Here is a 25,020-nt window from a genome sequence, read left to right as displayed (position 1 = left end):
TAAGTTTTTGTTTTATTATTGTTTAATTAATTTGTAGATAAATATATTTTATTTTTATATTAAGCACATCAATAAAAATAAAGGCACCGCAGTGCCCTTATTTTCTTATTTAATGTGCACCACCGCCGCCGCCACCGGCAGTAAACGGTGGTTTGGCAAACCAGACCAGCAGCATCAGCACCAGGAAGACACCGGCAGAGAGCCAGAAAATCTCGTTCGCAGAGATAATCAGCCCCTGGTCGGTGATCACTTTTGCGATATAGGCCGATGATTGCTGCTGCGACATCCCCATTTCACCCAGCGTGTGATACATCTGCTGTGTATCCGGGCTGAACGGGTTGATATGCTCGGCAAAATTGGCGTGATGCATGGACTCCCGCTGTGTCCACATCGTGGTGGTGATCGATGTTCCGATAGCGCCGGCCAGTGTCCGCGTAAAGTTTGACAGGCTGGATGCCGACGCCATTTTCTCCGGCGGCAGGCCGGAAAGCGTAATGGTGGTCAGCGGCATAAAGAAACAGGCGATTGCCAGCCCCTGTACAAACTGCGGCCAGGCTGCGGCGGCAAAGTCCATTCCCGGCTCAAACGTATAGGCCCGCCAGTAGAAACAGACGGTATACATAATGAAGCTGAATGTCACAATGATCCGGTAATCCACTTTATGAGCATATTTGCCGATAAGCGGTGTGATCAGCAGCGGCAGAATACCGACCGGCGCGGAAGCCAGTCCCGCCCAGGTGGCAGTGTAGCCGAATACCCCCTGCAACAGCTGCGGCAGCAGAACAATGGTGCCGAAATAGAGCATATAAGCCAGACTGAGGCTGAGGCAACCTATTGTGAAGTTCCTGCTCTTAAACAGAGACAGGTCCACCACGGGGTGATCATCCGTCAGCTCCCAGACGATCAGGAAGGCGATGGCAACCACAGCTATCACGGTCAGGACAATAATCTCCGTCGAGTTAAACCAGTCCAGCTCTTTGCCCTGGTCGAGCATAATCTGCAGACAACCAACCCCCACCACCAGCAGGATCAGCCCGACAGTATCAATCGGACGGATTTCCGTTTTGGTTTCCCGGCCCTCCAGGGTTTTTGCGGTCAGCATCATGATCACAATCCCGAACGGCACGTTGATGAAGAAAATCCAGCCCCAGTGATAGTTGTCACTGATATAGCCGCCGAGGATAGGCCCGCAGATCGGCGCGATAACAATGGTGACTGACCAGAGTGCCAGCGCCATAGTGCGTTTTGCGGGAGGATAGTTATTGAGCAGCAGACTCTGTGACAGCGGGATCAGCGGCCCGGCCACCAGACCCTGGATCACGCGGAAGAAAATCAGCATGCCCAGGCTGTTGGAAATACCGCATAACCAGGAGGAGATGGCAAACAGCGCTGTTGACCACATAAACAGACGCACTTCGCCGATCCGCTTGGCCAGCCAGCCGGTGATCGGGATGGAGATGGCATTCGCCACCCCGAATGAGGTAATCACCCAGGTTCCCTGAGAGTTAGAAGAACCCAGGTTACCGGCGATCGTCGGGATCGCCACGTTGGCGATAGTGGAGTCGAGCACCTGCATGAAGGTCGCCAGTGACAGGGCGATAGTCATCCAGGCCAGTCTTGCTCCGGTCAGTGGCGCCTGCATAACCCTGACCCCTTACTGACCGGCATTGCGGCTGATAATCTCAGCGATCATCTGATCCGCCGGTTGCATATCAATGCTCAGGGCACTGGTATGATAGGCCGGATCGGTGCGCACGCTTTTCGACAGCACCGGGCCGTCAGTATTCTGTGTGTCCACCGTGACATCACCGGAAAGACCGATACGCAGCGGGTATTTCTCCAGCTGTGCCGGATCCAGCGCGATACGCACCGGCAGACGCTGTACTACTTTGATCCAGTTACCGCTGGCATTCTGCGCAGGCAGCAGGGAGAAGGCGCTGCCGGTGCCCATGTCCAGCCCGGTAACGGTACCGGTGAAGACCACTTTGTCGCCGTAGAAATCAGTAACCACTTTGGCCGGCTGCCCGATACGCATGGCGCTCAGTTGGGTTTCTTTAAAGTTGGCGTCAATCCACATACCGGTGGCCGGAACCACGGCCATCAGCGGGGTAGCAGGGGTGATTTGTGCACCGACCTGCACACTGCGCCGGGAGACATAACCGTCCACCGGACTGCGGATATCGGTCCGCTCCAGTGCCAGCCAGGCGTTACGCACTTCAGTGGCTGCCTGTTTCACTGCCGGCTGTTCGCTCAGCGGGGTATCGAGGATCACGGCTTTGTTGGCATTAAACTGCTCGGTGGCAACATCCAGCTGCGCTTTGGCGCTCACCACGGCTTCACGGGCGTGCTGAAGTTCTTCTTTGCCGATCACATTCTGTGCGCCCAGTACTTCACGACGGCGCAGGTCATTCTGCAGGCGGGTCAGTTCTGAACGGCGGACTTCAATACCGGCCAGCAACTGACGGCTGTTGATCATCTGCTGATGTGTCTGGCGGACACTGTTTGCCAGCGCAACCTGTGCTTTTTCCAGCGCCAGTCCGGCATCCCGTTTATCGAGCTGCACCAGCAGTGTTCCGGCGGTCACATAATCGGTATTATCCACACTGACAGTGGTGACACTGCCGGGAACCTGTGACATCACAATCACCTGGTTGCCGGTGACATAGGCGTTATCGGTCGATTCATGGTGGCGGAGCACCATAAACCAGTAAACGGTGTAAGCCGCACCCAGTAATACAAACAGTAATGTCAGTAACATCAGCGCATTACGGCGTTGTCGTTTTTTGTTACGGACTGGGGGCTGGACAGCCTGAGTTTCCTCACTGACACTCATCAGTTATCTCCGGATATTGTTCTTTTTTTAAGGTGTTGCATGACATAACCGCAACAAAGACAGGCTTGCTATTGTCGTCACTGTGATAAACGACAACCGCAAGCCCGGATGGTCAGCACATCAATTGATGGCAGAAATGTCAGCCTGTGAAGGATAAAGGATCTGGGCCAACAGAAAAGGTTTTTTTACACCTGCTTATTGAGAAAAGCTCTTATTCATTAACCTTAAACAATAAAAGGTTATTTAGTTGTCGCTCTTATCGAGCTGAATAAGCAGTTTGCGCATCAGCTTTTCCAGGTTTTTCTGTTCATCTTCGGCCAGTGCTGACCAGATATGACGTAATGCATCATGCTGAGGCGGCAGCAGACTGTGCAGAAAATCTGAGCCTTTTTCTGTCAGGTGCAGATGCAGACAGCGGCGGTCATTGTGGCTCTCTTTGCGCTCAATCCAGCCGTTTTTCTCGAGTTCATCCGCGATGCGGGTCGCATTGGTGCGGGAAGATCCGAGCGCGGCGCTGAGTTCTGAAGGCTGAATGCTGTGAGATTCTTTAGTATCCAGAATCATCAGAGCCATGAATAATGTCTCATTGATACCCTGAGATTTCAGCATATTGTTGCGTTTTTCTAATAATTTACTCTGAACGTGCATTGAAAGCCGGGTCAGTAAAATTTCCTGATACGGCAGATCGGCACCCAGATTCTTCTGTTGTGAGATCCGGCTGTTAAGCAATTCTTCTGTCGGTGTAAATGAACTTTCCATTATTGAGATACCTTATTAGTTTCTGTTGGTATGTTAACCCGGCTATGACCCGGTGAAATGACCGGCCAAAAGATTAATTTAACAATTATAGCAGGTTAATATCACTACATTTCTTTTGATAATGCCACCTGATTCATAAATTTTATGAATGTTAGTCACAAATATCACTTATTATTTAGCAAATCACTTACATTTTCATTACCGGGCGGCTGACTCTGATTATGCGTAATTTTTGCTTCATAAATTACGTCAATTTTTATTAGTGAACCATGATAATGAAGAATATCAAATGACCTTCATTGCCGTTATGGCAGTGATTATCGCTGTGGTATCTATTTTACGTGGTCAAAAATTATTTTCTTTGATTAACAGTGTTATTTGTAACTTTTAACGAAGGAATAATCCACAGGTGGTAGATTATTATGCGATGTTTGTTGGATTTTTGAGTGGAAAAAGCACCCGAAGGTGCTTTTTCCGGAGGAATCAGGTGTGTGATGGCTGCTGACGGGTAGGCGTTTCATCAGACTGCGGTACATCATACTTCTTCCCGGCAAGCCAGATCACCAGTCCCAGGGCACTGACTGCCGCGCCGCTGTAACAGACGCCATCCCAGCCATAGTGGCTGTAGGCATAGCCGGACAGCAGTGAACCGAATGCGCCGCCGCAGAAATAGCAGGTCATATAACCGGCGGTCAGACGGCTGCGTGCCTCCGGCATCATCCGGTAGAGGGTACTCTGATTGGTGACATGCACCGCCTGTACCGCCAGATCCAGTACCACCACCCCGGCCACAAAGGCTGCGACAGAATAACCGCTCAGCGCCAGCGGGATCCACGAGAGCAGAAGCAGCAGCAGACCGGCGCTGGTGGTCAGGCGGCCTTTGCCTTTATCGGCAAAACGCCCGGCCGGGCCTGCCATCAGGGCACCGGCGGCACCGGCGAGGCCGAACAGCCCGATAGTGCTCTCGGAATAATTAAACGGATCCGATGCCAGCAGGAAGGCCATAGACGTCCAGAGCAGGCCGAACGCGGCAAACACAATGGCACCGAGTGCCGCCCGGACACGCAGAACCGGGGTGCGGACAAACAGCACCACAATGGAGGCCAGCAACTGACCGTATTTCAGTTCAGACACCTGCTTATACTGCGGCAGGTGCAGATACAGGATCAGCGCCAGCAGAACCAGCAGCCCGGATGCAGCCCAGTAGACTGTCCGCCAGCCGCCGAATTCCGCCAGCACACCGGCGACGGTCCGTGCCAGCAGGATACCGAGCAGCAGGCCGCTCATAATAATCCCGACCGCCTTGCCGCGGTGCTGCGGTTTGGCGATAGTCGCCGCCAGCGGAATAAGAATCTGCGCCACCACGGAAAACATCCCGGCCAGTGCGGTGCCCAGCAGCAATTGCCAGAGGGTCTGTGACAGAGCAGAAATCACCAGCCCGATAGCTGACAGCAGTGTCATGGTGACAATCAGGTTACGGCGCTCGAATTTGTCCCCGAGCGGCACCAGAAACATCAGGCCGGCAGCATAACTGAGCTGGGCGGTGGTGACGATAAATCCGGCCATACCGGCGGTAACGCCGAATTGTGCGGCAATCGTCTCCAGTAAAGGCTGTGCATAATAGTTACTTGCGACTAACAACCCGGTTGCCATTGCCATCAGGCAGATAAGCTGAGGTGTCAGAACCGCATCAATAGTTTTCTTTTTCATGATTATTATAAGATTGATTGAGTATGAAATGATTACGGGTACTACGGAGCGCTACTATATAGAAAGCAGACCGGAAAGGGTATCGATTTTGTGAGGTTGATCACGTTTCGTTGAGGGTAAAAAAAAGCGGCCATATGACTATGGCCGCCGGGAGGCTTTTTCAGATCCGGTTATTTATCAGCGGCTTTGCGTGCCTGTTCAATCCAGCCGTCGAATTTTGCCTGATTGGCTTTAATCCAGGCATTGGCGTGGCGTTCAATATCCGCCTGCGAGTTTTCGCCGTTATGCATGCGCAGGTTCTGGGCGTTGATGGCCGAGACCGGCAGTTTCATGACAGCGAACAGCTCTGCGGCTGCCGGGTTTTGTTCAGCCCAGGCTTTGTTGGCTGCGATATGCATGGTGCTCGGCGGGAAGCCGTAGTTTTTGCCGTTCGGCAGTTTGGTGTCAATTTTTTCGCCGTCCGGCATGGAGGAGAACGGTACTTCCAGCCAGACCACATCGCGTCCCGGTTTCAGCACATCACTGATCCAGTACGGCGTCCAGGTATAGTAAAGCACCGGTTTGCCTTCTTTGTAACGGGTGATGGTGTCTGCCATCATCGCAGCGTAGTTCCCCTGGTTGTGCTCAACGGTGTCTGTCAGCTTATAGGCGTTCAGATGGTTGTTGATGGCGGCCTCACAGCCCCAGCCAGGGTTACAGCCGGTCAGATCCGCTTTACCGTTGCCGTTGCTGTCAAACAGTTTGGCGATTTCCGGGTCTTTCAGTTGTTCAATATTGGTGATGTGGTATTTCTCAGCGGTTTTCTTGTCAATCAGATACCCCTGAGCGGCGTTCACGACATAATCCCCTTTGCGGTAGAATTTATCGTCACCTCCGGCCGCTTTGTACTGGGAATTGTGCAGCGGCACCCAGCTTACTGCCATAAAGGTGGCATCACCGTTGGCGATTGACGCATAGGCTACGTTGTAATCCACTTCCTGAATCGGCTGCACGTCATAGCCGAGTTCTTCCAGTGCTTTGTTGACGATAAGGGTCTGAAAGGTTTCTTCAGTAATGGTGCTTTGTACAGGCAGCACTTTGACCCCTTTGCCCGGCTGCGCGGTGTCCGCGAAAGCCTGAGTACCAATGAGTGCCGATAAGGCGATTGCTGCGATTGCTGTCTTACGCATCGTTTTCCCTCTTGTTGTGCCTGCCGCCGCGATAACAGCGGCAGGGTGATAATGAGCGGGAGCGGAAGCCCCCTGCCGTGTGTTACGGCGCGCGGCGGAACGGACGGGTGATAAGCCCGGCTGGACCGGTGTGATACCAGCGGCGGCCGGCTTTGCTGCGGGAATCTTTCCCGAGTGATTGTGTCAGACGGTCAAGAATAATGGCGAGAATGACAATCCCCGCACCGCCGACAGACGCCAGCCCCATGTCGAGGCGGCCGATACCGCGCAGTACCATCTGTCCCAGACCGCCGACGGCGATCATGGAGGCGATAACCACCATTGACAGCGCCAGCATCAGCGTCTGGTTGATCCCGGCCATGATGGTCGGCATTGCCAGCGGCAGCTGGACTTTAAACAGCATCTGACGCGGATTGGCACCAAAGGATTCTGCGGCTTCGACCAGGTCAGCGGGCACCTGACGGATCCCGAGGATAGTCAGGCGGATCACCGGCGGCAGGGCGAAGATAATGGTCACCACCACACCCGGCACGTTACCGATACCGAACAGCATGACAATCGGCACCAGATAGACGAAAGCCGGTGTTGTCTGCATGGCATCAAGCAGCGGACGGATAAATTTCGCGGCGCGTTCATGGCGCGCCAGGGCAATACCGGTCGGTAACCCGATGATAATACAGAATATCAGGGCGGTCAGAACCAGTGACAGAGTCACCATTGCTTCATTCCATGCCCCGATGGCACCGATAAAGGTCAGTGATACCACGGTGGCAAGTCCCAGCCCTTTGCCGCTCATCTGCCAGGCGAGCAGGGCAAAGATAAGAATGGCGATCGGCGCCGGAATGGCGGTCAGTCCCTGTTCAAAGGTCGTGAGCACAAAGTCGATCGGCACACGGATGCCCTGAAAGACCGGACGGAAGTGCAGCACAATCCAGTTGATGGCATCGGTCACCCAGTTGTCAAACGGGATCAGCGAGTGGTCAAACGGATTTGCCCAGTCAAACGCGGGGCCGGTATCTGCCGGTGCGGCATCCAGCCAGTCACTGCCGCTGTCCGCCGCGCCACCCCACGGGTCGGCATCCGCACCGCCGGTATCGGCGGCACTTCCCCACGGATCACTGCTGTCTGCGGCGTCAGGGGCTGTTTGTACTGATGAAGGATCCGGCTCTGATGTTGCCGCCCACGGATCCAGTTCTGTATCCTGTTGATTATTCCGGCTCATTCGGCGTCTCCTTATCTAAAGCCTGCAGTAGCATCCCTTTTGAGATAACCCCGGCATAGCGGTTGTTGTTGCCGACCACCGGAACAGCACACGGTGACTGCGCGACAACGGTCAGCAGCTCATTGAGCGGTGTGTCAGCACTGACCGCCTGCGGCTCGCTCAGAATGGCGTCTGTGATAGGTTTTTTCGCTTTCAGTGCCGCCTCCAGTGAGGCAACAGAAACAATACCGGCAAATTTTTGTCCGCGTTCAATCAGGTAACCGTACTCGCGGTCATCATCATTGAGAACTTTCAGTGCCGAACGCGGGCCGAAGCCCGGCGCAACATGCAGCAGCGCATCCGCACGGCGGCGGGCAATATCTTTGGCGCTGAACACATGACTGATATCCACACCACGGAAGAAGGTACGGACATAATCATTAGCCGGATTATTGAGGATCTCATCCGGGGTGCCGACCTGCACCACAACGCCGCCCTGCATAATGGCAATACGGTCGCCGATACGCATGGCCTCGTCGAGGTCATGGGAAATAAACACGATGGTACGCTGTTTATCGCCCTGGAGGCTCAGCAGCTCATCCTGCATTTCGGTGCGGATCAGCGGATCAAGGGCGGAGAACGCCTCATCCATCAGCAGGATATCCGGGTCATTCGCCAGCGCGCGGGCAAGCCCGATCCGCTGACGCATCCCGCCGGACAGCTCATCCGGATAGGAATTCGCCCACTGCTCCAGGTTGACCTGTTTCAGCGCATCCAGTGCGCGCTCATGGCGTTCCGCTTTGCTCATCCCGGCCAGTTCCAGGCCGAATGCGGTATTATCGATCACCGACATATGCGGCATCAGAGCAAAGGACTGAAACACCATGCTGATTTTTTTACGCCGTACCTCGCGCAGTGCCTGATCGGAAATCACAGCGATATCTTCGCCGTCGATCAGCACCTGGCCACGGGTCGGTTCTATCAGGCGATTGAGAAGACGAACTAAGGTAGATTTCCCTGAACCGCTCAGTCCCATGATGACGAATATTTCGCCTTCTTCAATGGCCAGATTGGCGTCCTGTACGCCGACGGTAGCACCGGTCTTTTCAAAGATATGTTCTTTGTCCAGGCCCTGTTCTAATAATTCAAATGCCTGTTTCGGGTGCTCACCGAATATTTTATAAAGATTTTTAACTTCGAGTTTTATTGCCATGCAGTATATCCATTCAGAATAACGTGGATGTGAAATGGGTAAATGTGGATCCTCTCCCTGAAAAAAACGTTATTTACCCTAGCATACGAGATAATGCTGACAACCCCTTGTTTATGAGAATTAATCAAAAAGAACGGATATATTTTTGGTGTAAAATCACCGGGATCCGCTGAATATCTTATTTCATTAATATATGAATAATCTGCGGAAAATAAGAAAGGAAAAGTACCGGAAAGTTAACCAGGCACTTGTTTTAACCGCTTTTTATCCGGAATGCCTGAAAAGGGAATATGATGATATTTTGCCGGATAATCCCGGCGTCAGTAAGTTGTGAGATTCATCGCGAAAACAGGGAAAAAAAATTGCACCACATTAAATATATTTATTAATAATGATGTGTAATTATTGGTGCAATAACAGATATTTCGCTTAAGTCTGGAAATAACTCGATAAAAACATCCTGATAACCGGAAAATACCCCCGTAAAAATTGATGATTCAGGTTGTTTTGTGAGCTAAAAATGCACTGATATAAATATGCTGCAATATCAGTGCATTAATAAAACCGGTGTTTATAGTACGATACTTAAACGGAAGTGATTGATTTAAAAATCCCAGTCTTCATCTTCTGTGTTCACTGCTTTACCTATCACATAAGAAGAGCCGGATCCGGAAAAGAAATCGTGATTCTCGTTGGCATCCGGTGACAGCGCCGATAATATTGCCGGACTGACATCCGTCACACTCTCCGGAAACAGTGCTTCATAGCCTAAGTTCATCAGTGCTTTATTGGCATTATAATGCAGGAATTTAATCACATCCTCAGACCATCCGGCACCGTCATATAATTTCCGCGTATAACTGACTTCATTCTCGTATAAATCAAATAACAGACTGAAGGTAAATTCCTTTATTTCTTTGCGGGTTTGTTCATCATAATTCTGTAATGAGCGCTGGAATTTATAGCCGATATAATAGCCGTGAACTGCTTCATCCCGGATAATCAGGCGGATAAGATCGGCGGTATTCGTCAGCTTGGCGCGGCTTGACCAGTACATCGGTAAATAAAATCCGGAATAGAATAAGAAGGATTCCAGAAACACACTGGCGACTTTCTTTTTCAGCGGGTGCGGGTCACGGTAATAGCCGAGGATAATCGCCGCTTTATTTTGCAGGGGCGGTTCCTCTTCACTCCAGCGGTAGGCGTCATCAATCTCCTGTGTGGAGCAGAGCGTGGAGAAAACCGAGCTGTAAGAGCGGGCATGCACCGCTTCCATAAAGCTGATGTTGGAGAGTACCGCTTCCTCGTGCGGTGTCAGGGCATCCGGGATAAGCGCCGGTGCGCCGACCGTGTTCTGAATGGTGTCCAGCAGGGTCAGCCCGGTGAACACGCGGATGGTCAGCTGTTTCTCTGCCGGGGTCAGTGTCTGCCACGACGGAATGTCATTGGAGAGCGGCACTTTTTCCGGCAGCCAGAAGTTGCTGGTCAGGCGGTTCCAGACCTCGAGATCTTTGTCATCCTCAATCCGGTTCCAGTTAATCGCGGAAATGCGGCTTAATGTGGTCATGATAATATCCTGATATAAAACGGTTTATACGGCGCAGGAAACACAGCCCGCCACTTCGGTGCCTTCCAGCGCAGACTGACGCAGACGCACGTAATAGAGGGTTTTTATCCCTTTGCGCCAGGCATAAATCTGTGCGCGGTTGATATCGCGGGTGGACGCCTCATCACTGAAAAAGAGGGTGAGGGATAAGCCCTGATCAACATGCTGCGTGGCGGCGGCGTAAGTATCGATAATCTTTTCCGGCCCGATTTCGTAGGCATCCCGGTAATACTCAAGGTTATCGTTAGTCATAAAGGCGGCCGGGTAATAGACACGGCCGAGCTTGCCTTCTTTACGGATCTCAATACGGGCCACAATCGGGTGAATGGAGGAGGTCGCGTGATTGATATAGGAAATCGATCCGGTCGGTGCGACTGCCTGTAAATTCTGGTTGTACAGCCCGTGCGCCATCACACTCTCTTTCAGCTGCTGCCAGTCCGCCTGTGACGGAACGGCAATTCCGGCATCAGCAAACAGGGCGCGGACTTTTTCTGTCGCCGGTTCCCATTTCTGTGTGATGTATTTACTGAAATACTCCCCGCTGGCATAGGCAGACTGCTCAAAATTGCGGAAGGTCTGCTGCCGCTCAATTGCCAGCTGGTTGGAGGCTTTCAGGGCATAATAGGCGATGGTTAAAAAATAGATATTGGTGAAATCAATACCTTCTTCTGAACCATAATGAATATGCTCCCGCGCCAGATAACCGTGCAGATTCATCTGCCCGAGCCCGATAGCATGAGAGCCCCGGTTGCCGTGATCGATGGACGGCACACTGCGGATCTGACTCATATCTGACACCGAGGTCAGCCCGCGTACAGCGATTTCAACGGAGCGGGCGAAATCCGGGGAATCCATCATTTTCGCGATGTTCAGCGAGCCGAGGTTACAGCTGATATCACGCCCGGTATGGCGGTAACTGAGGTCGTCGTTGTATTCGCTGGCACTGTTGACCTGGAGGATCTCCGAGCAGAGGTTGCTCATATTAATGTAACCGGCGACCGGGTTTGCACGGTTCACATTATCCTCAAACATAATATAGGGATAACCGGATTCAAACTGGATCTCCGCCAGGATGCGGAAAAACTCACGGGCATTGATTTTGCGTTTGCGGATGGCCTTGTTATTCACCATGTCCGCATAGTGCTCTGTGATGCTCAGTTCTGACATCGGTTTGCCGTAAATCCGCGCCACATCGTACGGGGAGAAGAGGTACATCGGCTCGTTATTTTTGGCCAGCTCAAAGGTGATATCCGGGATCACCACGCCGAGAGACAGGGTCTTGATACGGATTTTTTCATCCGCATTTTCCCGTTTGGTATCGAGAAACGTGAGGATATCCGGATGGTGTGCATGCAGATATACCGCCCCGGCTCCCTGGCGCGCGCCCAGCTGATTGGCATAGGAAAAGGCATCTTCCAGCATCTTCATCACCGGCACCACGCCGCTGGACTGGTTTTCAATCAGTTTGATCGGCGCACCGGACTCACGCAGGTTAGTCAGCAAAAATGCCACACCGCCGCCGCGTTTGGAGAGTTGCAGGGCCGAGTTCACACTGCGTCCGATGGATTCCATATTGTCTTCAATACGCAGCAGGAAGCAGGAGACAAACTCCCCGCGCTGCTTTTTGCCGCAGTTGAGGAAGGTCGGGGTGGCGGGCTGGAAACGTCCGCTGATGATTTCCTCCAGCAGATGCTCTGCCAGTTGCGTATCTCCCCGCGCCAGTGTCAGCGCCACCATACAGACGCGATCTTCAAACCGCTCCAGATAGCGCTGGCCGTCAAAGGTTTTCAGGGTATAGCCGGTGTAATATTTCAGGGCACCGAGGAAGGTCGCAAAGCGGAATTTTTTGCTGTACGCCAGCCGGAACAGATTTTTAATAAATTCAAAATCATATTGTCCGATGACGTCAGCTTCGTAATAGTTTTCATTAATCAGAAAATCGAGCTTTTCCCGCAGATTGTGGAAAAACACGGTGTTCTGATTCACATGCTGGCGGAAGTAGTGGTGCGCCGCCGTGACATCTTTATCAAACTGGATCCTACCCTCTGCATCATACAGGTTGAGCATGGCATTCAGGGCGTGGTAATCCGTGTATTCAGTGGTCATCGTGTTATCCCGGAATCAGGTAAGCAGCACTCAGCAGGCGGTCTCAGCGGCCTGCTGCTGCCAGAATTGGTGTAAGCCGCGGCGGACGTTATCGACATCCGCCTGTGTGCCGAGCAGTTCAAAACGGTATAAAAACGGCACCTGACATTTGGCGGCGATAATGTCACCGGCGATGGCATAAGCGCGGCCAAAGTTGGTATTTCCGGCGGCAATCACACCACGCAGCAGTGCCCGGTTCTCAGGCCGGTTGAGAAAGCGGATCACCGGACGCGGCACCGCGCCGCTGTGATGGCCGCCGCCGTAGGTCGGCACCAGCAGCACAAAGGGCTGAGTGGCGGTAAGGTCACCATCTTCCGGCAGCCGTGTGGCCGGGATCCCCAGTTTTTCCGTGAAACGGTGACAGGTTTCTGAACGGGTGGAGAAATAAATCAGTGCCTGCGTGGTCATGGTGCCTCCGGCGTGTGCGGTTCAGAGGGCGGCAAGTTTGTCGGGACGGAACCCGGCCCAGTGATCCTGACCGGCGATCACCACCGGCACCTGCTGATATCCCAGTGTGCGGACATGCTGATACGCCTGCTCATCCTGAGTGATATCAATGACACTGAACGGAATATTTTTCCGTGTCAGCATCTGGTAGGTGGCATTGCACTGCACACAATCGGGTTTGCTGTAGATAGTCACTGTCATGGCGGTTTCCCGTGGTTATCGCTGCCCGTTATGAGCAGATATCGTGGGTTAACTGTGTTTTGAATACTATATGTAGATATTAAATATATCAACCACACTATATATGGTGTTTTTGCACTTTGAATGATTATCACTATTATTAATCCGGATGTGAGTAAATGCATGATGAACTGTCTGCACGGTGAATATGCGGAGGGGGAAAATCCGCAGCGACAAATGTCCCCGTCAGGCGTACAATAAAAAAATCTGAACTGTCTTTTGCAGACAGCTGAATTTATTGGCATCTGAACTGAAATCACACATTTATTATGGAATTAGCTCCGTCTTCCCGAACTATCCGCACACTCCTTGCTTCTGATACCCCGCTGATTGATGTCCGCGCGCCGGTTGAATTCAGCCAGGGAGCCATGCCTGCCTCACACAATCTGCCGCTGATGAATGATGAGGAGCGGGCCGCTGTCGGTACCTGTTATAAGCAGCAGGGCGCTGAAAAGGCGCTGGCGCTGGGGTATCAGCTGGTCAGCGGTGAACGCCGTGAGCAGCGGATAGCAACCTGGCTGGCGGCCTGTGCGGATTATCCGCAGGGCTACCTCTGCTGTGCCCGGGGCGGCCAGCGTTCACATATCGTGCAGCAGTGGCTGCGGGATGCGGGAACGGAATACCCGCTGATCACCGGCGGTTACAAAGCACTGCGTCAGGCGGTGATTCAGGTGACGGAAGAGCTGGTGGCGCGTCCGGTGATTCTGATCGGCGGCTGTACCGGCAGCGGTAAAACCACGCTGGTGGGCGAACTGGCGGACGGTATCGACCTGGAAGGACTGGCGCATCACCGCGGATCGTCTTTCGGGCGCACGCTGGAGGCGCAGTTTGCCCAGGCGACATTTGAAAACCATCTCGCTGCCGCCATGATAAAAAAAGAAAACGCCGGGACCCGCTGGGTGCTGGAGGATGAAGGCCGCGCCATCGGTGCCAACGGCCTGCCGGAGCCGTTGCGGGTGCAAATGGCACAGGCTTCGCTGGTGGTGGTGGAAGATCCGTTTGAGCGCCGTCTGGAACGGCTGAAAGAAGAATATTTTGACCGCATGACTCATGATTTCACCGCCGCATACGGTGAGGAAAAGGGGCGTGAGGCATACAGTGAGTATCTGCATCACGGGCTGTCAGCTATCCGGCGGCGGCTCGGCACGCAGCGGGCGGCGGAACTGACCGCGCTGCTCGACAGTGCACTTGCCGAGCAGTGGCGCAGCGGCAATACCGAAGCTCACTTCTCGTGGCTGTGTCCGCTGCTGGAAGAATATTACGACCCGATGTACCGCTATCAGCTGAGCAAAAAAACCGACCGCATCCTCTTTCGCGGCACCTATGAAGCCGTCGCTGACTGGCTGAAATAATCCGCCGTCTCATCATTCGTCACAAAGCTGTTCACCGGGGTATCATTTTCCGGTGAACTGACTTGCATGAATTCATTTGCCTCGTTATTTTCTCTGTTGTGAGATGAATGACGTAAATGATGTTTGTCTCTTTATCATAATTAGGTTTTGCTATAGCAAAACCAGCACAAAGGGCAGACGTATGGCAACGACTTATATAAAGGCTCCGGCCGGATTTCCCCGCCGTTATATCATTATCAGCGCGGATGAGCAGGGGATCACTGAACTGGGATTTGATGATACTGCGCCGGCGCAGACAGACAGTGATAACCCGCATATCAGACAGTGTATTCATGAGCTGGATGAATATTTCGCCGGGAAACGGCAGGATTTCAGTGTGAAACTCAATCCGCACGGTACGGAATTCCAGACCCGGGTGTGGGCGCAGTTATCAACTATTCCGTTTGCGATCACCTGGTCTTATAAAGATCTGGCGCTGAAGCTGGGCTCTGCCAATTACTGCCGCGCGGTTGGTATGGCAAACGGGCGTAACCCTGTTTGTCTGATTATTCCGTGCCACCGGGTGATTGCACACGACGGTTCAATGGGCGGATACAGCAGCGGGCTGGATATTAAGCAGTGGCTGTTGCGCCATGAGGGCATTATCTGAGTAAAAAGGTGGCAAATGTTGCTGACCGTTGAAATAACCAGGACAAATCCTCTGGTATATCAGCGGAATATCTCTCACAATGACGTTATCCGGCGGGTAGTTTAGTATCGAACCAGATTGCCCGGCAGGATCAATACAGTCTGAAAACGACTGGCTGGGTACTGATGAAGTACTATCACTTGTTAAAGGGTTTTTTTGAATGTCAAAGCGCAAAGGTAACGTGAAGTGGTTTAACGAAGCAAAAGGTTTCGGTTTTATCACTCCGGAAGACGGCAGCAAAGATGTGTTTGTTCACTTCTCTGCAATTCTGAACGACGGTTTCAAAACACTGGCAGAAGGCCAGAAAGTGGAATTTGAAATCGTTGATGGCGCTAAAGGCCCGTCTGCTGCAAACGTTGTCTCGATTTAAGTTGTAACACGCTATACCGTAGCTGTTATTTTAATTCGACATTATCGTGACGAAAACCCGTTACTCACCATAGTAACGGGTTTTTTTATATCAGCGCCGGTTGGCGACCTGGCTGAGCCAGACACTGCCGATCACCACGATAACCCCCGCACACTGTAACAGGCTCAGTTGCTGATCCAGCACAAACCAGCCCAGCAGTACCGCCGTCAGCGGACTGAGAAAACCGAGCGATGCCACGGAATTCGGCCCGAGGATTGCCAGTCCGCGAAACCAGAACAGATAGGTCAGCGCCGCGCCAATCAGCCCCAGATACAATAATCCGCTGATATTGAGCAGCGTCAGCGGCGGCAGTGCCGGTTCAAGCAGCAGAGAGACCGGCAGCAGCAGTAATCCGCCTGCGGTGAGCTGCCAGGTGGTAAAGGTCAGCGGTGAGACATCCGGCTGCCAGCGGCGGCTCAGCACGGTACCGGCGGCCATGGAGAACGCACCTGCTAACCCGGCAATAATACCGATGGTGTCGAGTTTTGCCTGCGGTGTCAGTAACAGCAGTGCCACCCCGCCTATCCCGCACAGTGCGCCGAGCACTGCCAGCGGCTTCAGTACATTGCCCAGCACCATGCGGGAGAGCAGCAGCACAATCAGCGGCTGAATAGCGCCGACGGTCGCAGCCACGCCACCCGGCAGACGATAGGCCGAGACAAACAGCAGCCACCAGAACACCGCGAAGTTCAGTGCCCCGAGCACGAAAATCCGCCCCCACCAGATCCCTTTAGGTAACTGGCGGATAAACAGCATCAGCAGCAGACCGGCGGGTAAGGCACGCAGCATGGCAACAGTCATCGGATAACCAGCGGGCAGCATTTCGGTGGTCACCAGATAGGTACTGCCCCAGACGGCGGGAGCGAGTGCTGTCAGACATAAAACGCCACTACGTTTCATAATTTACTCATTAATAATGTGATATGGAACGCATCATAATCCGCATCAGTTGCAGTGGGAATAGCGGCAGCGGGGCAGAGCACAAAAGACATATATCATTGGTTTTTTTTCCGGTCAGATAAAACGCCGGTAACGGGCAGGCGAACGAAAAGCGTAAGCGCCATGGATGGCGCGATCCGAGCGCACAAGGATGTGTTTACAGCGACTTTTCGTTTTGCCCGTTACCAGCGTTATCACCGGATCGGCATAAAAAAACCGCCGTTTTTCAGCGGCGGTTTCAGGTATTCACAGAATGGCGGGAAATTACTTAACTTCTTCGCCTTTGGCCTGCAAATCAGCATGGTAAGAAGAGCGGACAAACGGGCCGCAGGCGGCGTGAGTGAAGCCCATCGCCATTGCTTCGGCTTTCATTTCCTCAAACTCTTCCGGGCTGACATAACGCTGAACCGGCAGATGGTGACGGCTCGGCTGGAGATACTGCCCCAGGGTCAGCATGGTCACGCCGTGACGGCGCAGGTCGCGCATCACATCGAGGATCTCTTCATTGGTTTCGCCTAAGCCGACCATCAGGCCGGATTTGGTCGGGATCTCCGGATGGGCTTCTTTAAAGCGTTCCAGCAGTTTCAGTGACCACTCATAGTTAGCGCCCGGGCGCACCTGACGGTAAATACGCGGTACGTTTTCCAGGTTGTGGTTGAAGACATCCGGCGGAGTGGCGGTCAGGATTTCCAGTGCTTTATCCATACGGCCGCGGAAGTCCGGCACCAGGGTTTCAATTTTAATCGCCGGGCTGTGGTCGCGGATAGCGGTGATACAGTCAGCAAAGTGCTGTGCGCCGCCGTCACGCAGGTCATCACGGTCAACAGAGGTGATCACCACATAACGCAGTCCCATATCTTTGATGGTCTGACCGAGTTTCTGTGGTTCGTTGGCATCCGGTGCATTCGGACGGCCGTGGGCAACGTCACAGAACGGGCAGCGGCGGGTGCAGATAGCCCCGAGGATCATAAACGTGGCGGTACCGTGGTTAAAGCATTCGCTCAGGTTCGGGCAGGAGGCTTCCTCACAGACAGAATGCAGGCCGTTACGGCGCATTGCATCTTTGATCCCTTTGATTTTATGGGAATCAGCCGGAAGTTTGATTTTCATCCAGCTTGGTTTGCGTAATCGTTCGGTCGTCTCTGATACCAGGTTTTTGACCGGGATAAGCGCCATTTTATCGGCATCACGGTATTTGATACCGCGTTCCATCTGAATTGGTTTACTCATGTTTATGTCATTTCCGGTTAGATTCATCGGATAGTGATTGATGAGTGCCGTGGTGACGGCCTGTCTGCTGAATGTAACGAAGTCATCAATCTTTTAAAAATCTTTTTAAAAATGTTAAAAAAATTATATCACTATTCTGCGGCAAGTTGGAATCCTAATTGCCGGCAGAATTGTGCGGTCAGCACGGGCTGAACATCCGCAAGGGTAATACCGGGAACAAAATCAGCCATTTGTGTCATGGCGAGACCGGCATAGCCACACGGATTAATACGGTGAAAAGGCTCGAGATCCATATTGATATTGAGCGCCAGGCCGTGGAATGAGCGGCCGTTGCGGATCCGCAGACCGAGTGAACAGATTTTGTTACCCGCCACATAAACACCGGGCGCATCCGGGCGCGGGTAAGCGTCAATATTCCACTGTTTCAGGGTCTCAACCACTGAATTTTCCAGCGCGGTTACCAGTTCGCGCACACCGATTTTGTCGCGTTTGAGATCAATCATCACATACATGACCTGCTGTCCCGGGCCGTGGTAGGTCACCTGGCCGCCGCGATCAGACTGGATCACCGGGATATCACCGGGGGAGATAACATGTTCGGCTTTCCCTGCCTGGCCCTGGGTAAAAACGCGCTCATGCTCGACCAGCCAGATCTCGTTGCCGGTTTCCGCCGTACGCTGTTCAGTAAATTGGTGCATGGCTTCAGAGACAGGATGATAAGGCCGCAGGCCCAGCTGACGTAAAATAATGGTGTTATTTTGCAAAATGGTATCTTCAGTTCGGTATGCCGGGCCAGCAGTATAACGCGCACGGCAAATGCGTACCAGTGATGCGCATAAAATGTTCAGAGGGATAAAAAAAAGCCGCCCGGAAAGGCGGCCTGAAATGATGAAGAAATGACGGTGTTACAACACCATTCTGACGCGCTCTAACGCGCCTAATTCTTCGTACAGATTCTCGATCTGCTCAATGTGTGTCGCATCAATGGTGACAGAAACGGAATGATAGGTTCCTTTGCTGCTTGGTTTGATTGACGGACTGTAGTCACCCGGCGCGTGGCGCTGAATCACTTCCAGAACATCATTCACTAATTCCGGTTCAGCGGCACCCATCACTTTGTAGGTAAATGAGCAGGGGAACTCTAACAGTTCATTGAGTTTGGTTTTCATGGGTGCTCCTTAATAAAGCAAAACGTCAGATGAACTAAATATGGGGATAGTTCATCTGATTTCAAGTCTCAGCCGAACCAGCGGTGAAACAGCAGGCGGATGTAGTCGATCAGACGGCTGAAGAAGTTCCCTTCCGGTACCGCTTCCGTCACGACCAGCGGCCGTGTTTCAATGATCTGGTTGTCGAGCTGGAAATTAATGGTACCGACCACCTGGTTTTTCGCCAGCGGCGCATGCAGCTCCGGATCGGTCAGGACAAAACCGGCTTTCAGATCTTTCAGGCGGCCGCGCGGAATGGTGATATAAACATCATTTTCCACTCCTAACTGCACTTTGTCTTTATCACCGAACCAGACGATTTCCGAGACCAGCGGGTTGTCTTTCTGCATCGGTCTGACCGTTTCAAAGAAACGGAAGCCCCAGGTGAGCAGTTTCTTGCTTTCCGCATTACGGGCTTTGGCAGATTTGGTGCCCATCACCACGGAGATCAGACGCATATCCCCTTCGGTGGCGGAAGCGACCAGGTTATAGCCAGCGCCGTTGGTGTGGCCGGTTTTAATTCCGTCCGCATTCAGGCTTTTATCACCTAGCAGATCGTTACGGTTTTGCTGGGTAATATTATTATAGGTGAATGAGCGCTCTTTATAGATAGCATATTCATTCGGCACGTCGCGGATCATCGCCTGACCAATCAGCGCCATATCCCGCGCACTGCTGTACTGGCCGTCGGCATCGAGACCGTGAACGGTTTTAAAGTGGGTATTTTTCAGACCAAGCTGCGCCACATACTGGTTCATCTGGCCGACAAATGTGTCCTGATCACCGGCAACAAACTCGGCCATCGCCACACAGGCATCATTACCGGACTGCAGGTTGATACCGCGTGTGAGATCCGCCACGCTGACGCGCTCGCCCGGTTTGAGGAACATCAGCGAGGAGCCGCGGAATACCGGGTTACCGGTTGCCCAGGCGTTTTCCCCGATAGTGACCATGGTGTCCGGCGTAAATTTACCGGTGTTCATTGCCTGGCCGATGACATAGCTGGTCATCATTTTGGTCAGACTGGCCGGATCACGGCGGACATCGGCATTTTTCTCCGCCAGCACTTTGCCGGAGTGGTAATCCATCAGAATATAGGATTCCGCTTCAATATCCGGAACAGGCGGGATGGTGGTATTCAGATTCGGAACATCAGCGGCAGAAGCTGCGGCGCTCAGTGCCAGGGTCAGACCGAAAGCGGCCAGGCGCCCGGCGCGGTGTTGATAAGTCGTTGCGTATTTCATGAGTGTTAAAACAACATTGATGATGACGGTGAAAAAGAAACGCTATCATAGCAAAACTGCTATGACAGCGCGTAGTGTTATCACTGCCTGTTTTTAAGGTGCAAGGATAAATGAATTCATATTCAGCTGCTGCTGAAGGCGTCCCTGTACTTCGGCGGCCCGTTCACGGCTGGTAAACGGCCCCAGCTGGACACGGAACATATCACCGGAGGATTCTGTCATACCGGGCACACCCAGTTTGTCGCTGAGTTCTTTCTGCCACTGTGATGCGCGTTCCTCACTTGCCACGGCACCCACCTGGACACGGTAACCGCTGACGGCGGCCTGTTGCGGCGCAGGTGCGGCGGTGTTCTCAGTTTGGGTTTCTGCCGGTGCTGCGGGCTGTTTGACGATCGGGATCAGTGCGGATTCCGGCTGCGGCTGTGCCATAACAGGACGGCTGTTGATCGGTACCACCGGGGTGGTATTGGTCACCGGCGTACCGAGAGCACTGGTTTTGCCCAGTTCAGGGCGGCCCGGCAGGGCATAGCTCTGTTTGGCGACCACGGTACCGACAGTCCCGGAGCCGCTCAGCGAGCCGTCTTCCGCAACCACAATCGGGTCAATTTTAATTTTGGTATTCGGCAGCAGGTTCAGGCGATCTGCGACAGCGCGGGAAAGCCCGATCTGTTTGCCCGGCATATACGGGCCGCGATCGTTAATCCGCACCACCATCATGCGGTTATTCGCCATATTGGTGATCCGCGCATAGCCGGGGATTGGCAGCGTCGGGTGGGATGCGGTCAGTTCGGCGCTGTTGACGATTTCGCCGGTAGCGGTCCGGTTACCGTTCTGGGCCTGACCATAAATCCAGGCATATCCCTGCTGACTGAAGTTTTCCGGATCACGGACAATCTGATACTGCTGACCATTACGGACGTAATCATTATTCGCGCCCGGATGCAGCGGCTCGTAGGCCGGTACGGCGCCGAGAATCTCTTTTGCCGGGCCCGGCGGCGGTGTCTGTTTGACCGGCGGCTGCACTGACGGGCAACCTGCCAGCAACGCGGCCATCGCTGTGACCGCAATCCATTGTAAACGCATGAAAACCTCGTAATGTATTATAAGCTTTTTGACAGCATCTTACGGTGTGTATGAATTGACATGACAATACCAAACCCTGCCATTAATACAATCAGGGCGGAGCCGCCGTAACTCATCATCGGCAGCGGCACACCGACCACCGGCAGGATCCCGCTGACCATGCCGATATTCACAAACACATAGACAAAGAAGATGAGCATCAGACCGCCCACCATCACCCGTCCGAAGGTATTCTGGGCTCGGGCGGCAATCATCAGCCCGCGCATAATGATCAGCAGATAGAGTACCAGCAGGAAGATCACCCCGACCAGCCCCAGCTCTTCCGCGAGGACGGCAAAGATAAAGTCAGTATGACGTTCCGGCAGGAATTCCAGCTGGGATTGTGTGCCCAGCATCCAGCCTTTTCCGGCCAGTCCGCCGGAGCCGATGGCAATTTTTGACTGAATAATATGATAACCGGCACCGAGCGGGTCGGTTTCCGGATCGAGCAGCATCATCACGCGGCCGCGCTGGTAATCGTGCATCAGGAAAAACCAGAGCAGCGGAATAAAGGCGGCGAGCAGCAGCAGGGCTATCCCGATAAGGCGCCAGCTCATTCCGGCCAGGAACAGTACAAAAATACCGGAGGCGGCCACCAGAATGGATGTCCCGAGGTCAGGCTGTGCGGCGACCAGCAGGGTCGGCACCACCACCAGCAGCAGGGCGATGGCGGTATTTTTCAGGGTCGGCGGACACTGGTCGCGGTTCATAAACCGCGCCACCATCAGCGGAACGGCAATTTTGGCAATCTCGGACGGCTGGAAACGGACAATCCCCAGATCCAGCCAGCGCTGCGCGCCTTTACTGATCTGCCCGAAGACATCCACAAAGACCAGCAGGATGACACAGACAATATAGAGGTGCGGTGCCCAGGTCTCATACACGCGGGGCGGGATCTGCGCCAGAACCAGCATAATGATGATACCGGAGAAAATCTGCCCGAGGCGGCGCTCCATCATTTCCGGATCCAGCCCGCTGGCACTCCACAGCACAAATGCACTGTAAACCAGCAGGATCAGCAGCAGCACCAGCAACGGGAAGTCGATGTGCATGCGGGTCATCAGGGATACTTTGCGCGGATTATCAGTCATGGGCATCACTCTGTTTCACTGCCGGGCGGTGATGGCGGAGCATCCGGCAGTACCGTGTTGTTATCACCCAGCAGGACGTGGTCAAGGATCTGGCGGACCAGAGTACCGACTGCCGGGCCTGCACCGCCGTTTTCCAGAATAATGGTCACCGCCACTTTCGGGTTATCGTACGGTGCGTAAGCAATCATTAATTTATGGTCGCGCAGGCGTTCCGCCAGTTTGCTGGCGTTATAGGTTTCGTAGCTGAACACCTGTGCTGTACCGGATTTGGCGGCTGCTTTGTACGGCGTACCGGCAAAGAATTTGCGGCCGGTGCCGTTCGGTGCGTTGGCCACGCCGAACATCCCGGACTTGGCCAGCTCCCAGTATCCGGAATGAATATCACCGATAGCAATATATTCTTTCTGCTCATACGGCAGCATACCGCTACCTTCTTTGGTGCCGAGCAGCAGGTGCGGTGTTTTCACCACACCATCATTTATCAGGGTATTAAGGGCTTTTGACATCTGGATCGGTGTTGATGTCCAGTATCCCTGGCCGATCCCGACCGGGATGGTATCGCCCTGATACCACTGTTTCTTATAGCGCCGCTGTTTCCATTCACGGGTCGGCATCACACCGTTGTACTCTTCCATCAGATCGATACCGGAATATTCGCCGTAACCGAAGCGGGTCATCCAGGCGGACAGACGGTCGATCCCCATGTCATACGCCACCTGATAGAAGAAGGTATCCGCTGATTCAATAATCGATTTCACTACGTTCAGGTTGCCGTGACCATAGCGTTTCCAGTCGCGGTAACGTTTTTCTGAGCCGGGCAACTGCCACCAGCCGGGATCAAAAATCGTGGTGTTACGGGTGATCACTTTTTCGCTGAGTGCCGCCACAGAAATAAATGGTTTCACGGTGGATGCCGGCGGATAGAGCCCCTGGGTGGTGCGGTTGATCAGCGGCCGATCCGGGTTATTGAGCAGGCCCCGGTAATCCGGGCCGGAAATGCCGTTCACAAACAGGTTCGGGTCATAACTCGGGTTGGACACCAGTGCCAGAATTTCGCCGTTGCGCGGATCACTCACCACGACAGCCGCACGGCTGGTGGTCAGCAGTTTTTCGATATACATCTGCAATTCAAGATCAATCGTCAGATAGATATCTTTCCCGGCCTGCGGTGCCTGCTCGTGTAACTGGCGGATCACGCGGCCGCGGCTGTTGACTTCCACTTCCTCATAGCCGGTTTTGCCGTGCAGAACGGATTCATAATAGCGCTCAATACCCAGCTTTCCGATGTCATGAGTGGCGGCGTAGTTCGGCAACAGACCGTCTTTATCCAGGCGCTCGACATCTTTGTCGTTAATTTTCGCCACATAACCAATAACATGGGTCAGGGCGGAGCCGTAAGGGTAGAAACGGCGCTGATAGCCTTTGATTTCCAGTCCCGGGAAGCGGTACTGATTTACCGAAAACCGCGCCACCTGTATCTGGTTGAGCGGAGTTTTCAGCGGAATTGAGGTAAAGCGGCGCGAACGGCGGCGTTCTTTTTCATAATTCGCGATGTCTTCATCGGTCAGATCGACAATCTCGCGCAGCTCATTCAGTACGTCCGGCAGGTCAGTGACTTTCTCCGGCACGATTTCGAGCTGATAAATGGTTCTGTTTTCCGCCAGCAGCGTGCCTTTGCGGTCATAAATCAGACCCCGGCTCGGCGGAATAGGCACCAGTTTGATCCGGTTATCATTGGAACGGGTCTGATAATCTTCATGGCGGTTAATCTGGAGATGATAGAGATTCACCACCAGTACGGCAGATAAAATAACAATACCGATAAATGCAACCACCGCACGGCGGATAAACAGGGCGGATTCCGCGCTGTAATCGCGGAAGTCCATCCGTTGCTTGTGTTTTTTCTTATCGCCGTCAGGCGCGTTCAGACCGGGCACTGCGGTTATTCCCTGTGATACGGATGATTGGCAGTAATACTCCAGGCACGGTACAGACTCTCCGCGACCAGCACACGCACCAGCGGGTGCGGCAGGGTCAGCGGGGAGAGAGACCAGCTCTGTTCTGCGGCTGCTTTACAGGCAGGCGAAAGACCTTCCGGGCCGCCGATAAGCAGGCTGATGTTGCGTCCGTCCTGCTTCCAGCGTTCCAGTTGCCCGGCCAGCTGCGGGGTATCCCAGCGTGCGCCGGGAATATCCAGTGTGACAATCCGGTTGCCTTTGCCCGCCGCCGCCAGCATTAACTCACCTTCTTTTTCCAGGATCCGTTTGATGTCCGCGTTTTTTCCCCGCTTTCCGGCCGGGATTTCGGTCAGTTCAAACGGCATATCTTTCGGAAAACGATGGAGATAATCCTGAAATCCGGTTTCGACCCAGTCAGGCATTTTGGTGCCGACGGCAATGAGCTGTAACTTCAAC

Annotated in this window: 23 protein-coding genes; 3 read left to right on the top strand and 20 right to left on the bottom strand. The window is 53.3% G+C overall.

The annotated features are described in order from the left end of the window. Positions 1–109: 109 nt before the first annotated feature. The 11 genes from emrB to nrdH all read right to left on the bottom strand — a co-directional run bounded on the left by emrB (position 110) and on the right by nrdH (position 13,284). Positions 110–1,642 carry a multidrug efflux MFS transporter permease subunit EmrB gene (gene emrB / locus X965_RS04140; RefSeq protein WP_004235564.1) on the bottom strand — a complete coding sequence of 511 codons (1,533 nt, stop codon included), beginning with the start codon at positions 1,640–1,642 and terminating at the stop codon, positions 110–112. A 12-nt stretch (positions 1,643–1,654) separates the two neighbouring features. After that, a complete protein-coding gene (emrA, locus tag X965_RS04135; RefSeq protein WP_004235565.1) occupies positions 1,655–2,833 on the bottom strand; it encodes a multidrug efflux MFS transporter periplasmic adaptor subunit EmrA in 1,179 nt (392 codons plus the stop codon). Positions 2,834–3,076: 243 nt separating this feature from the next. Continuing rightward, entirely contained in the window at positions 3,077–3,592 is a 516-nt protein-coding gene (gene mprA, locus X965_RS04130; protein ID WP_004235567.1) for a transcriptional repressor MprA, read from the bottom strand. A 483-nt stretch (positions 3,593–4,075) separates the two neighbouring features. Further along, entirely contained in the window at positions 4,076–5,302 is a 1,227-nt protein-coding gene (locus tag X965_RS04125) for an MFS transporter (RefSeq protein ID WP_004235569.1), read from the bottom strand. A gap of 170 nt (positions 5,303–5,472) precedes the next feature. Further along, positions 5,473–6,471 carry a glycine betaine/L-proline ABC transporter substrate-binding protein ProX gene (proX, locus tag X965_RS04120; protein WP_004235570.1) on the bottom strand — a complete coding sequence of 333 codons (999 nt, stop codon included), beginning with the start codon at positions 6,469–6,471 and terminating at the stop codon, positions 5,473–5,475. Positions 6,472–6,553: 82 nt separating this feature from the next. Next, positions 6,554–7,693: a glycine betaine/L-proline ABC transporter permease ProW gene (gene proW / locus X965_RS04115; RefSeq protein WP_036417134.1), complete on the bottom strand. Its 1,140-nt coding sequence runs from the start codon at positions 7,691–7,693 to the stop codon at positions 6,554–6,556. Beyond that, positions 7,680–8,885, bottom strand: a complete 1,206-nt coding sequence (gene proV / locus X965_RS04110; protein ID WP_024474192.1) for a glycine betaine/L-proline ABC transporter ATP-binding protein ProV — start codon at positions 8,883–8,885, stop codon at positions 7,680–7,682. The genes proW and proV overlap by 14 nt, the downstream gene beginning before the upstream one ends. A 604-nt stretch (positions 8,886–9,489) precedes the next feature. Next, the gene (nrdF, locus tag X965_RS04105) at positions 9,490–10,452 is read right to left on the bottom strand and encodes a class 1b ribonucleoside-diphosphate reductase subunit beta (RefSeq protein WP_036417132.1); all 963 of its coding nucleotides are present in this window, start codon (positions 10,450–10,452) and stop codon (positions 9,490–9,492) included. 24 nt (positions 10,453–10,476) lie between these two features. Next, complete coding sequence (gene nrdE, locus X965_RS04100; RefSeq protein ID WP_004235574.1) at positions 10,477–12,597, bottom strand: class 1b ribonucleoside-diphosphate reductase subunit alpha; 2,121 nt, start codon at positions 12,595–12,597, stop codon at positions 10,477–10,479. Positions 12,598–12,627: 30 nt separating this feature from the next. After that, positions 12,628–13,044 (bottom strand): class Ib ribonucleoside-diphosphate reductase assembly flavoprotein NrdI, encoded by a 417-nt coding sequence (gene nrdI, locus X965_RS04095; RefSeq protein WP_004240863.1) that lies wholly within the window; start codon positions 13,042–13,044, stop codon positions 12,628–12,630. A 21-nt stretch (positions 13,045–13,065) separates the two neighbouring features. Next, positions 13,066–13,284: a glutaredoxin-like protein NrdH gene (gene nrdH / locus X965_RS04090; RefSeq protein WP_024474189.1), complete on the bottom strand. Its 219-nt coding sequence runs from the start codon at positions 13,282–13,284 to the stop codon at positions 13,066–13,068. A gap of 308 nt (positions 13,285–13,592) precedes the next feature. On the opposite strand from nrdH, the gene mnmH reads away from it, so the two are divergent. From mnmH to cspE, 3 genes are all read left to right on the top strand, one after another. Then, complete coding sequence (gene mnmH / locus X965_RS04085; protein ID WP_004240857.1) at positions 13,593–14,675, top strand: tRNA 2-selenouridine(34) synthase MnmH; 1,083 nt, start codon at positions 13,593–13,595, stop codon at positions 14,673–14,675. 181 nt (positions 14,676–14,856) lie between these two features. Then, positions 14,857–15,324, top strand: coding sequence for a methylated-DNA--[protein]-cysteine S-methyltransferase (locus X965_RS04080; RefSeq protein ID WP_004235582.1), 468 nt, complete (start codon positions 14,857–14,859; stop codon positions 15,322–15,324). A gap of 199 nt (positions 15,325–15,523) precedes the next feature. After that, positions 15,524–15,733, top strand: a complete 210-nt coding sequence (gene cspE, locus X965_RS04075; protein ID WP_004235583.1) for a transcription antiterminator/RNA stability regulator CspE — start codon at positions 15,524–15,526, stop codon at positions 15,731–15,733. Positions 15,734–15,823: 90 nt separating this feature from the next. On the opposite strand, the gene X965_RS04070 is transcribed toward cspE, so the two are convergent. The 9 genes from X965_RS04070 to rlmH all read right to left on the bottom strand — a co-directional run bounded on the left by X965_RS04070 (position 15,824) and on the right by rlmH (position 25,019). Beyond that, the gene (locus X965_RS04070) at positions 15,824–16,672 is read right to left on the bottom strand and encodes an EamA family transporter (RefSeq protein ID WP_004240855.1); all 849 of its coding nucleotides are present in this window, start codon (positions 16,670–16,672) and stop codon (positions 15,824–15,826) included. A gap of 303 nt (positions 16,673–16,975) precedes the next feature. Further along, entirely contained in the window at positions 16,976–17,941 is a 966-nt protein-coding gene (lipA, locus tag X965_RS04065) for a lipoyl synthase (protein WP_004235585.1), read from the bottom strand. 131 nt (positions 17,942–18,072) lie between these two features. After that, entirely contained in the window at positions 18,073–18,705 is a 633-nt protein-coding gene (gene lipB / locus X965_RS04060; protein WP_004235586.1) for a lipoyl(octanoyl) transferase LipB, read from the bottom strand. A gap of 141 nt (positions 18,706–18,846) precedes the next feature. Further along, positions 18,847–19,110, bottom strand: coding sequence for a DUF493 family protein YbeD (ybeD, locus tag X965_RS04055; protein WP_004235588.1), 264 nt, complete (start codon positions 19,108–19,110; stop codon positions 18,847–18,849). A 68-nt stretch (positions 19,111–19,178) separates the two neighbouring features. Further along, positions 19,179–20,393, bottom strand: coding sequence for a D-alanyl-D-alanine carboxypeptidase DacA (gene dacA / locus X965_RS04050; protein WP_004235589.1), 1,215 nt, complete (start codon positions 20,391–20,393; stop codon positions 19,179–19,181). 93 nt (positions 20,394–20,486) lie between these two features. Beyond that, positions 20,487–21,476, bottom strand: coding sequence for an endolytic peptidoglycan transglycosylase RlpA (gene rlpA, locus X965_RS04045; RefSeq protein WP_036417130.1), 990 nt, complete (start codon positions 21,474–21,476; stop codon positions 20,487–20,489). A gap of 17 nt (positions 21,477–21,493) precedes the next feature. Further along, a complete protein-coding gene (gene mrdB, locus X965_RS04040) occupies positions 21,494–22,606 on the bottom strand; it encodes a peptidoglycan glycosyltransferase MrdB (protein WP_004235591.1) in 1,113 nt (370 codons plus the stop codon). A gap of 5 nt (positions 22,607–22,611) precedes the next feature. Beyond that, a complete protein-coding gene (gene mrdA / locus X965_RS04035; RefSeq protein ID WP_032099116.1) occupies positions 22,612–24,492 on the bottom strand; it encodes a peptidoglycan DD-transpeptidase MrdA in 1,881 nt (626 codons plus the stop codon). Between the two features lie 56 nt (positions 24,493–24,548). Further along, positions 24,549–25,019 carry a 23S rRNA (pseudouridine(1915)-N(3))-methyltransferase RlmH gene (gene rlmH, locus X965_RS04030; RefSeq protein WP_004235593.1) on the bottom strand — a complete coding sequence of 157 codons (471 nt, stop codon included), beginning with the start codon at positions 25,017–25,019 and terminating at the stop codon, positions 24,549–24,551. Between the last annotated feature and the right edge of the window lies 1 nt (position 25,020).

Source organism: Morganella sp. EGD-HP17 (assembly GCF_000512315.2).
In the GTDB taxonomy this organism is placed as follows: domain Bacteria; phylum Pseudomonadota; class Gammaproteobacteria; order Enterobacterales; family Enterobacteriaceae; genus Morganella; species Morganella morganii.
The sequence above is the reverse complement of the archived record's forward strand: the minus strand, read 5'-3'. Positions and strand labels throughout refer to the sequence as shown.

Excerpts from the sequence above, each read along its gene's own strand:
- proV (WP_024474192.1), bottom strand. The coding sequence starts at position 8,885 with ATGGCAATAAAACTCGAAGTTAAAAATCTTTATAAAATATTCGGTGAG.
- mrdA (WP_032099116.1), bottom strand. The coding sequence starts at position 24,492 with ATGGACTTCCGCGATTACAGCGCGGAATCCGCCCTGTTTATCCGCCGT.
- X965_RS04125 (WP_004235569.1), bottom strand. The coding sequence starts at position 5,302 with ATGAAAAAGAAAACTATTGATGCGGTTCTGACACCTCAGCTTATCTGC.
- mprA (WP_004235567.1), bottom strand. The coding sequence starts at position 3,592 with ATGGAAAGTTCATTTACACCGACAGAAGAATTGCTTAACAGCCGGATC.
- nrdE (WP_004235574.1), bottom strand. The coding sequence starts at position 12,597 with ATGACCACTGAATACACGGATTACCACGCCCTGAATGCCATGCTCAAC.
- mnmH (WP_004240857.1), top strand. The coding sequence starts at position 13,593 with ATGGAATTAGCTCCGTCTTCCCGAACTATCCGCACACTCCTTGCTTCT.
- nrdI (WP_004240863.1), bottom strand. The coding sequence starts at position 13,044 with ATGACCACGCAGGCACTGATTTATTTCTCCACCCGTTCAGAAACCTGT.
- cspE (WP_004235583.1), top strand. The coding sequence starts at position 15,524 with ATGTCAAAGCGCAAAGGTAACGTGAAGTGGTTTAACGAAGCAAAAGGT.
- proW (WP_036417134.1), bottom strand. The coding sequence starts at position 7,693 with ATGAGCCGGAATAATCAACAGGATACAGAACTGGATCCGTGGGCGGCA.
- nrdF (WP_036417132.1), bottom strand. The coding sequence starts at position 10,452 with ATGACCACATTAAGCCGCATTTCCGCGATTAACTGGAACCGGATTGAG.
- lipA (WP_004235585.1), bottom strand. The coding sequence starts at position 17,941 with ATGAGTAAACCAATTCAGATGGAACGCGGTATCAAATACCGTGATGCC.
- emrA (WP_004235565.1), bottom strand. The coding sequence starts at position 2,833 with ATGAGTGTCAGTGAGGAAACTCAGGCTGTCCAGCCCCCAGTCCGTAAC.
- X965_RS04070 (WP_004240855.1), bottom strand. The coding sequence starts at position 16,672 with ATGAAACGTAGTGGCGTTTTATGTCTGACAGCACTCGCTCCCGCCGTC.
- rlpA (WP_036417130.1), bottom strand. The coding sequence starts at position 21,476 with ATGCGTTTACAATGGATTGCGGTCACAGCGATGGCCGCGTTGCTGGCA.
- dacA (WP_004235589.1), bottom strand. The coding sequence starts at position 20,393 with ATGAAATACGCAACGACTTATCAACACCGCGCCGGGCGCCTGGCCGCT.
- proX (WP_004235570.1), bottom strand. The coding sequence starts at position 6,471 with ATGCGTAAGACAGCAATCGCAGCAATCGCCTTATCGGCACTCATTGGT.
- ybeD (WP_004235588.1), bottom strand. The coding sequence starts at position 19,110 with ATGAAAACCAAACTCAATGAACTGTTAGAGTTCCCCTGCTCATTTACC.
- emrB (WP_004235564.1), bottom strand. The coding sequence starts at position 1,642 with ATGCAGGCGCCACTGACCGGAGCAAGACTGGCCTGGATGACTATCGCC.
- nrdH (WP_024474189.1), bottom strand. The coding sequence starts at position 13,284 with ATGACAGTGACTATCTACAGCAAACCCGATTGTGTGCAGTGCAATGCC.
- X965_RS04080 (WP_004235582.1), top strand. The coding sequence starts at position 14,857 with ATGGCAACGACTTATATAAAGGCTCCGGCCGGATTTCCCCGCCGTTAT.
- mrdB (WP_004235591.1), bottom strand. The coding sequence starts at position 22,606 with ATGACTGATAATCCGCGCAAAGTATCCCTGATGACCCGCATGCACATC.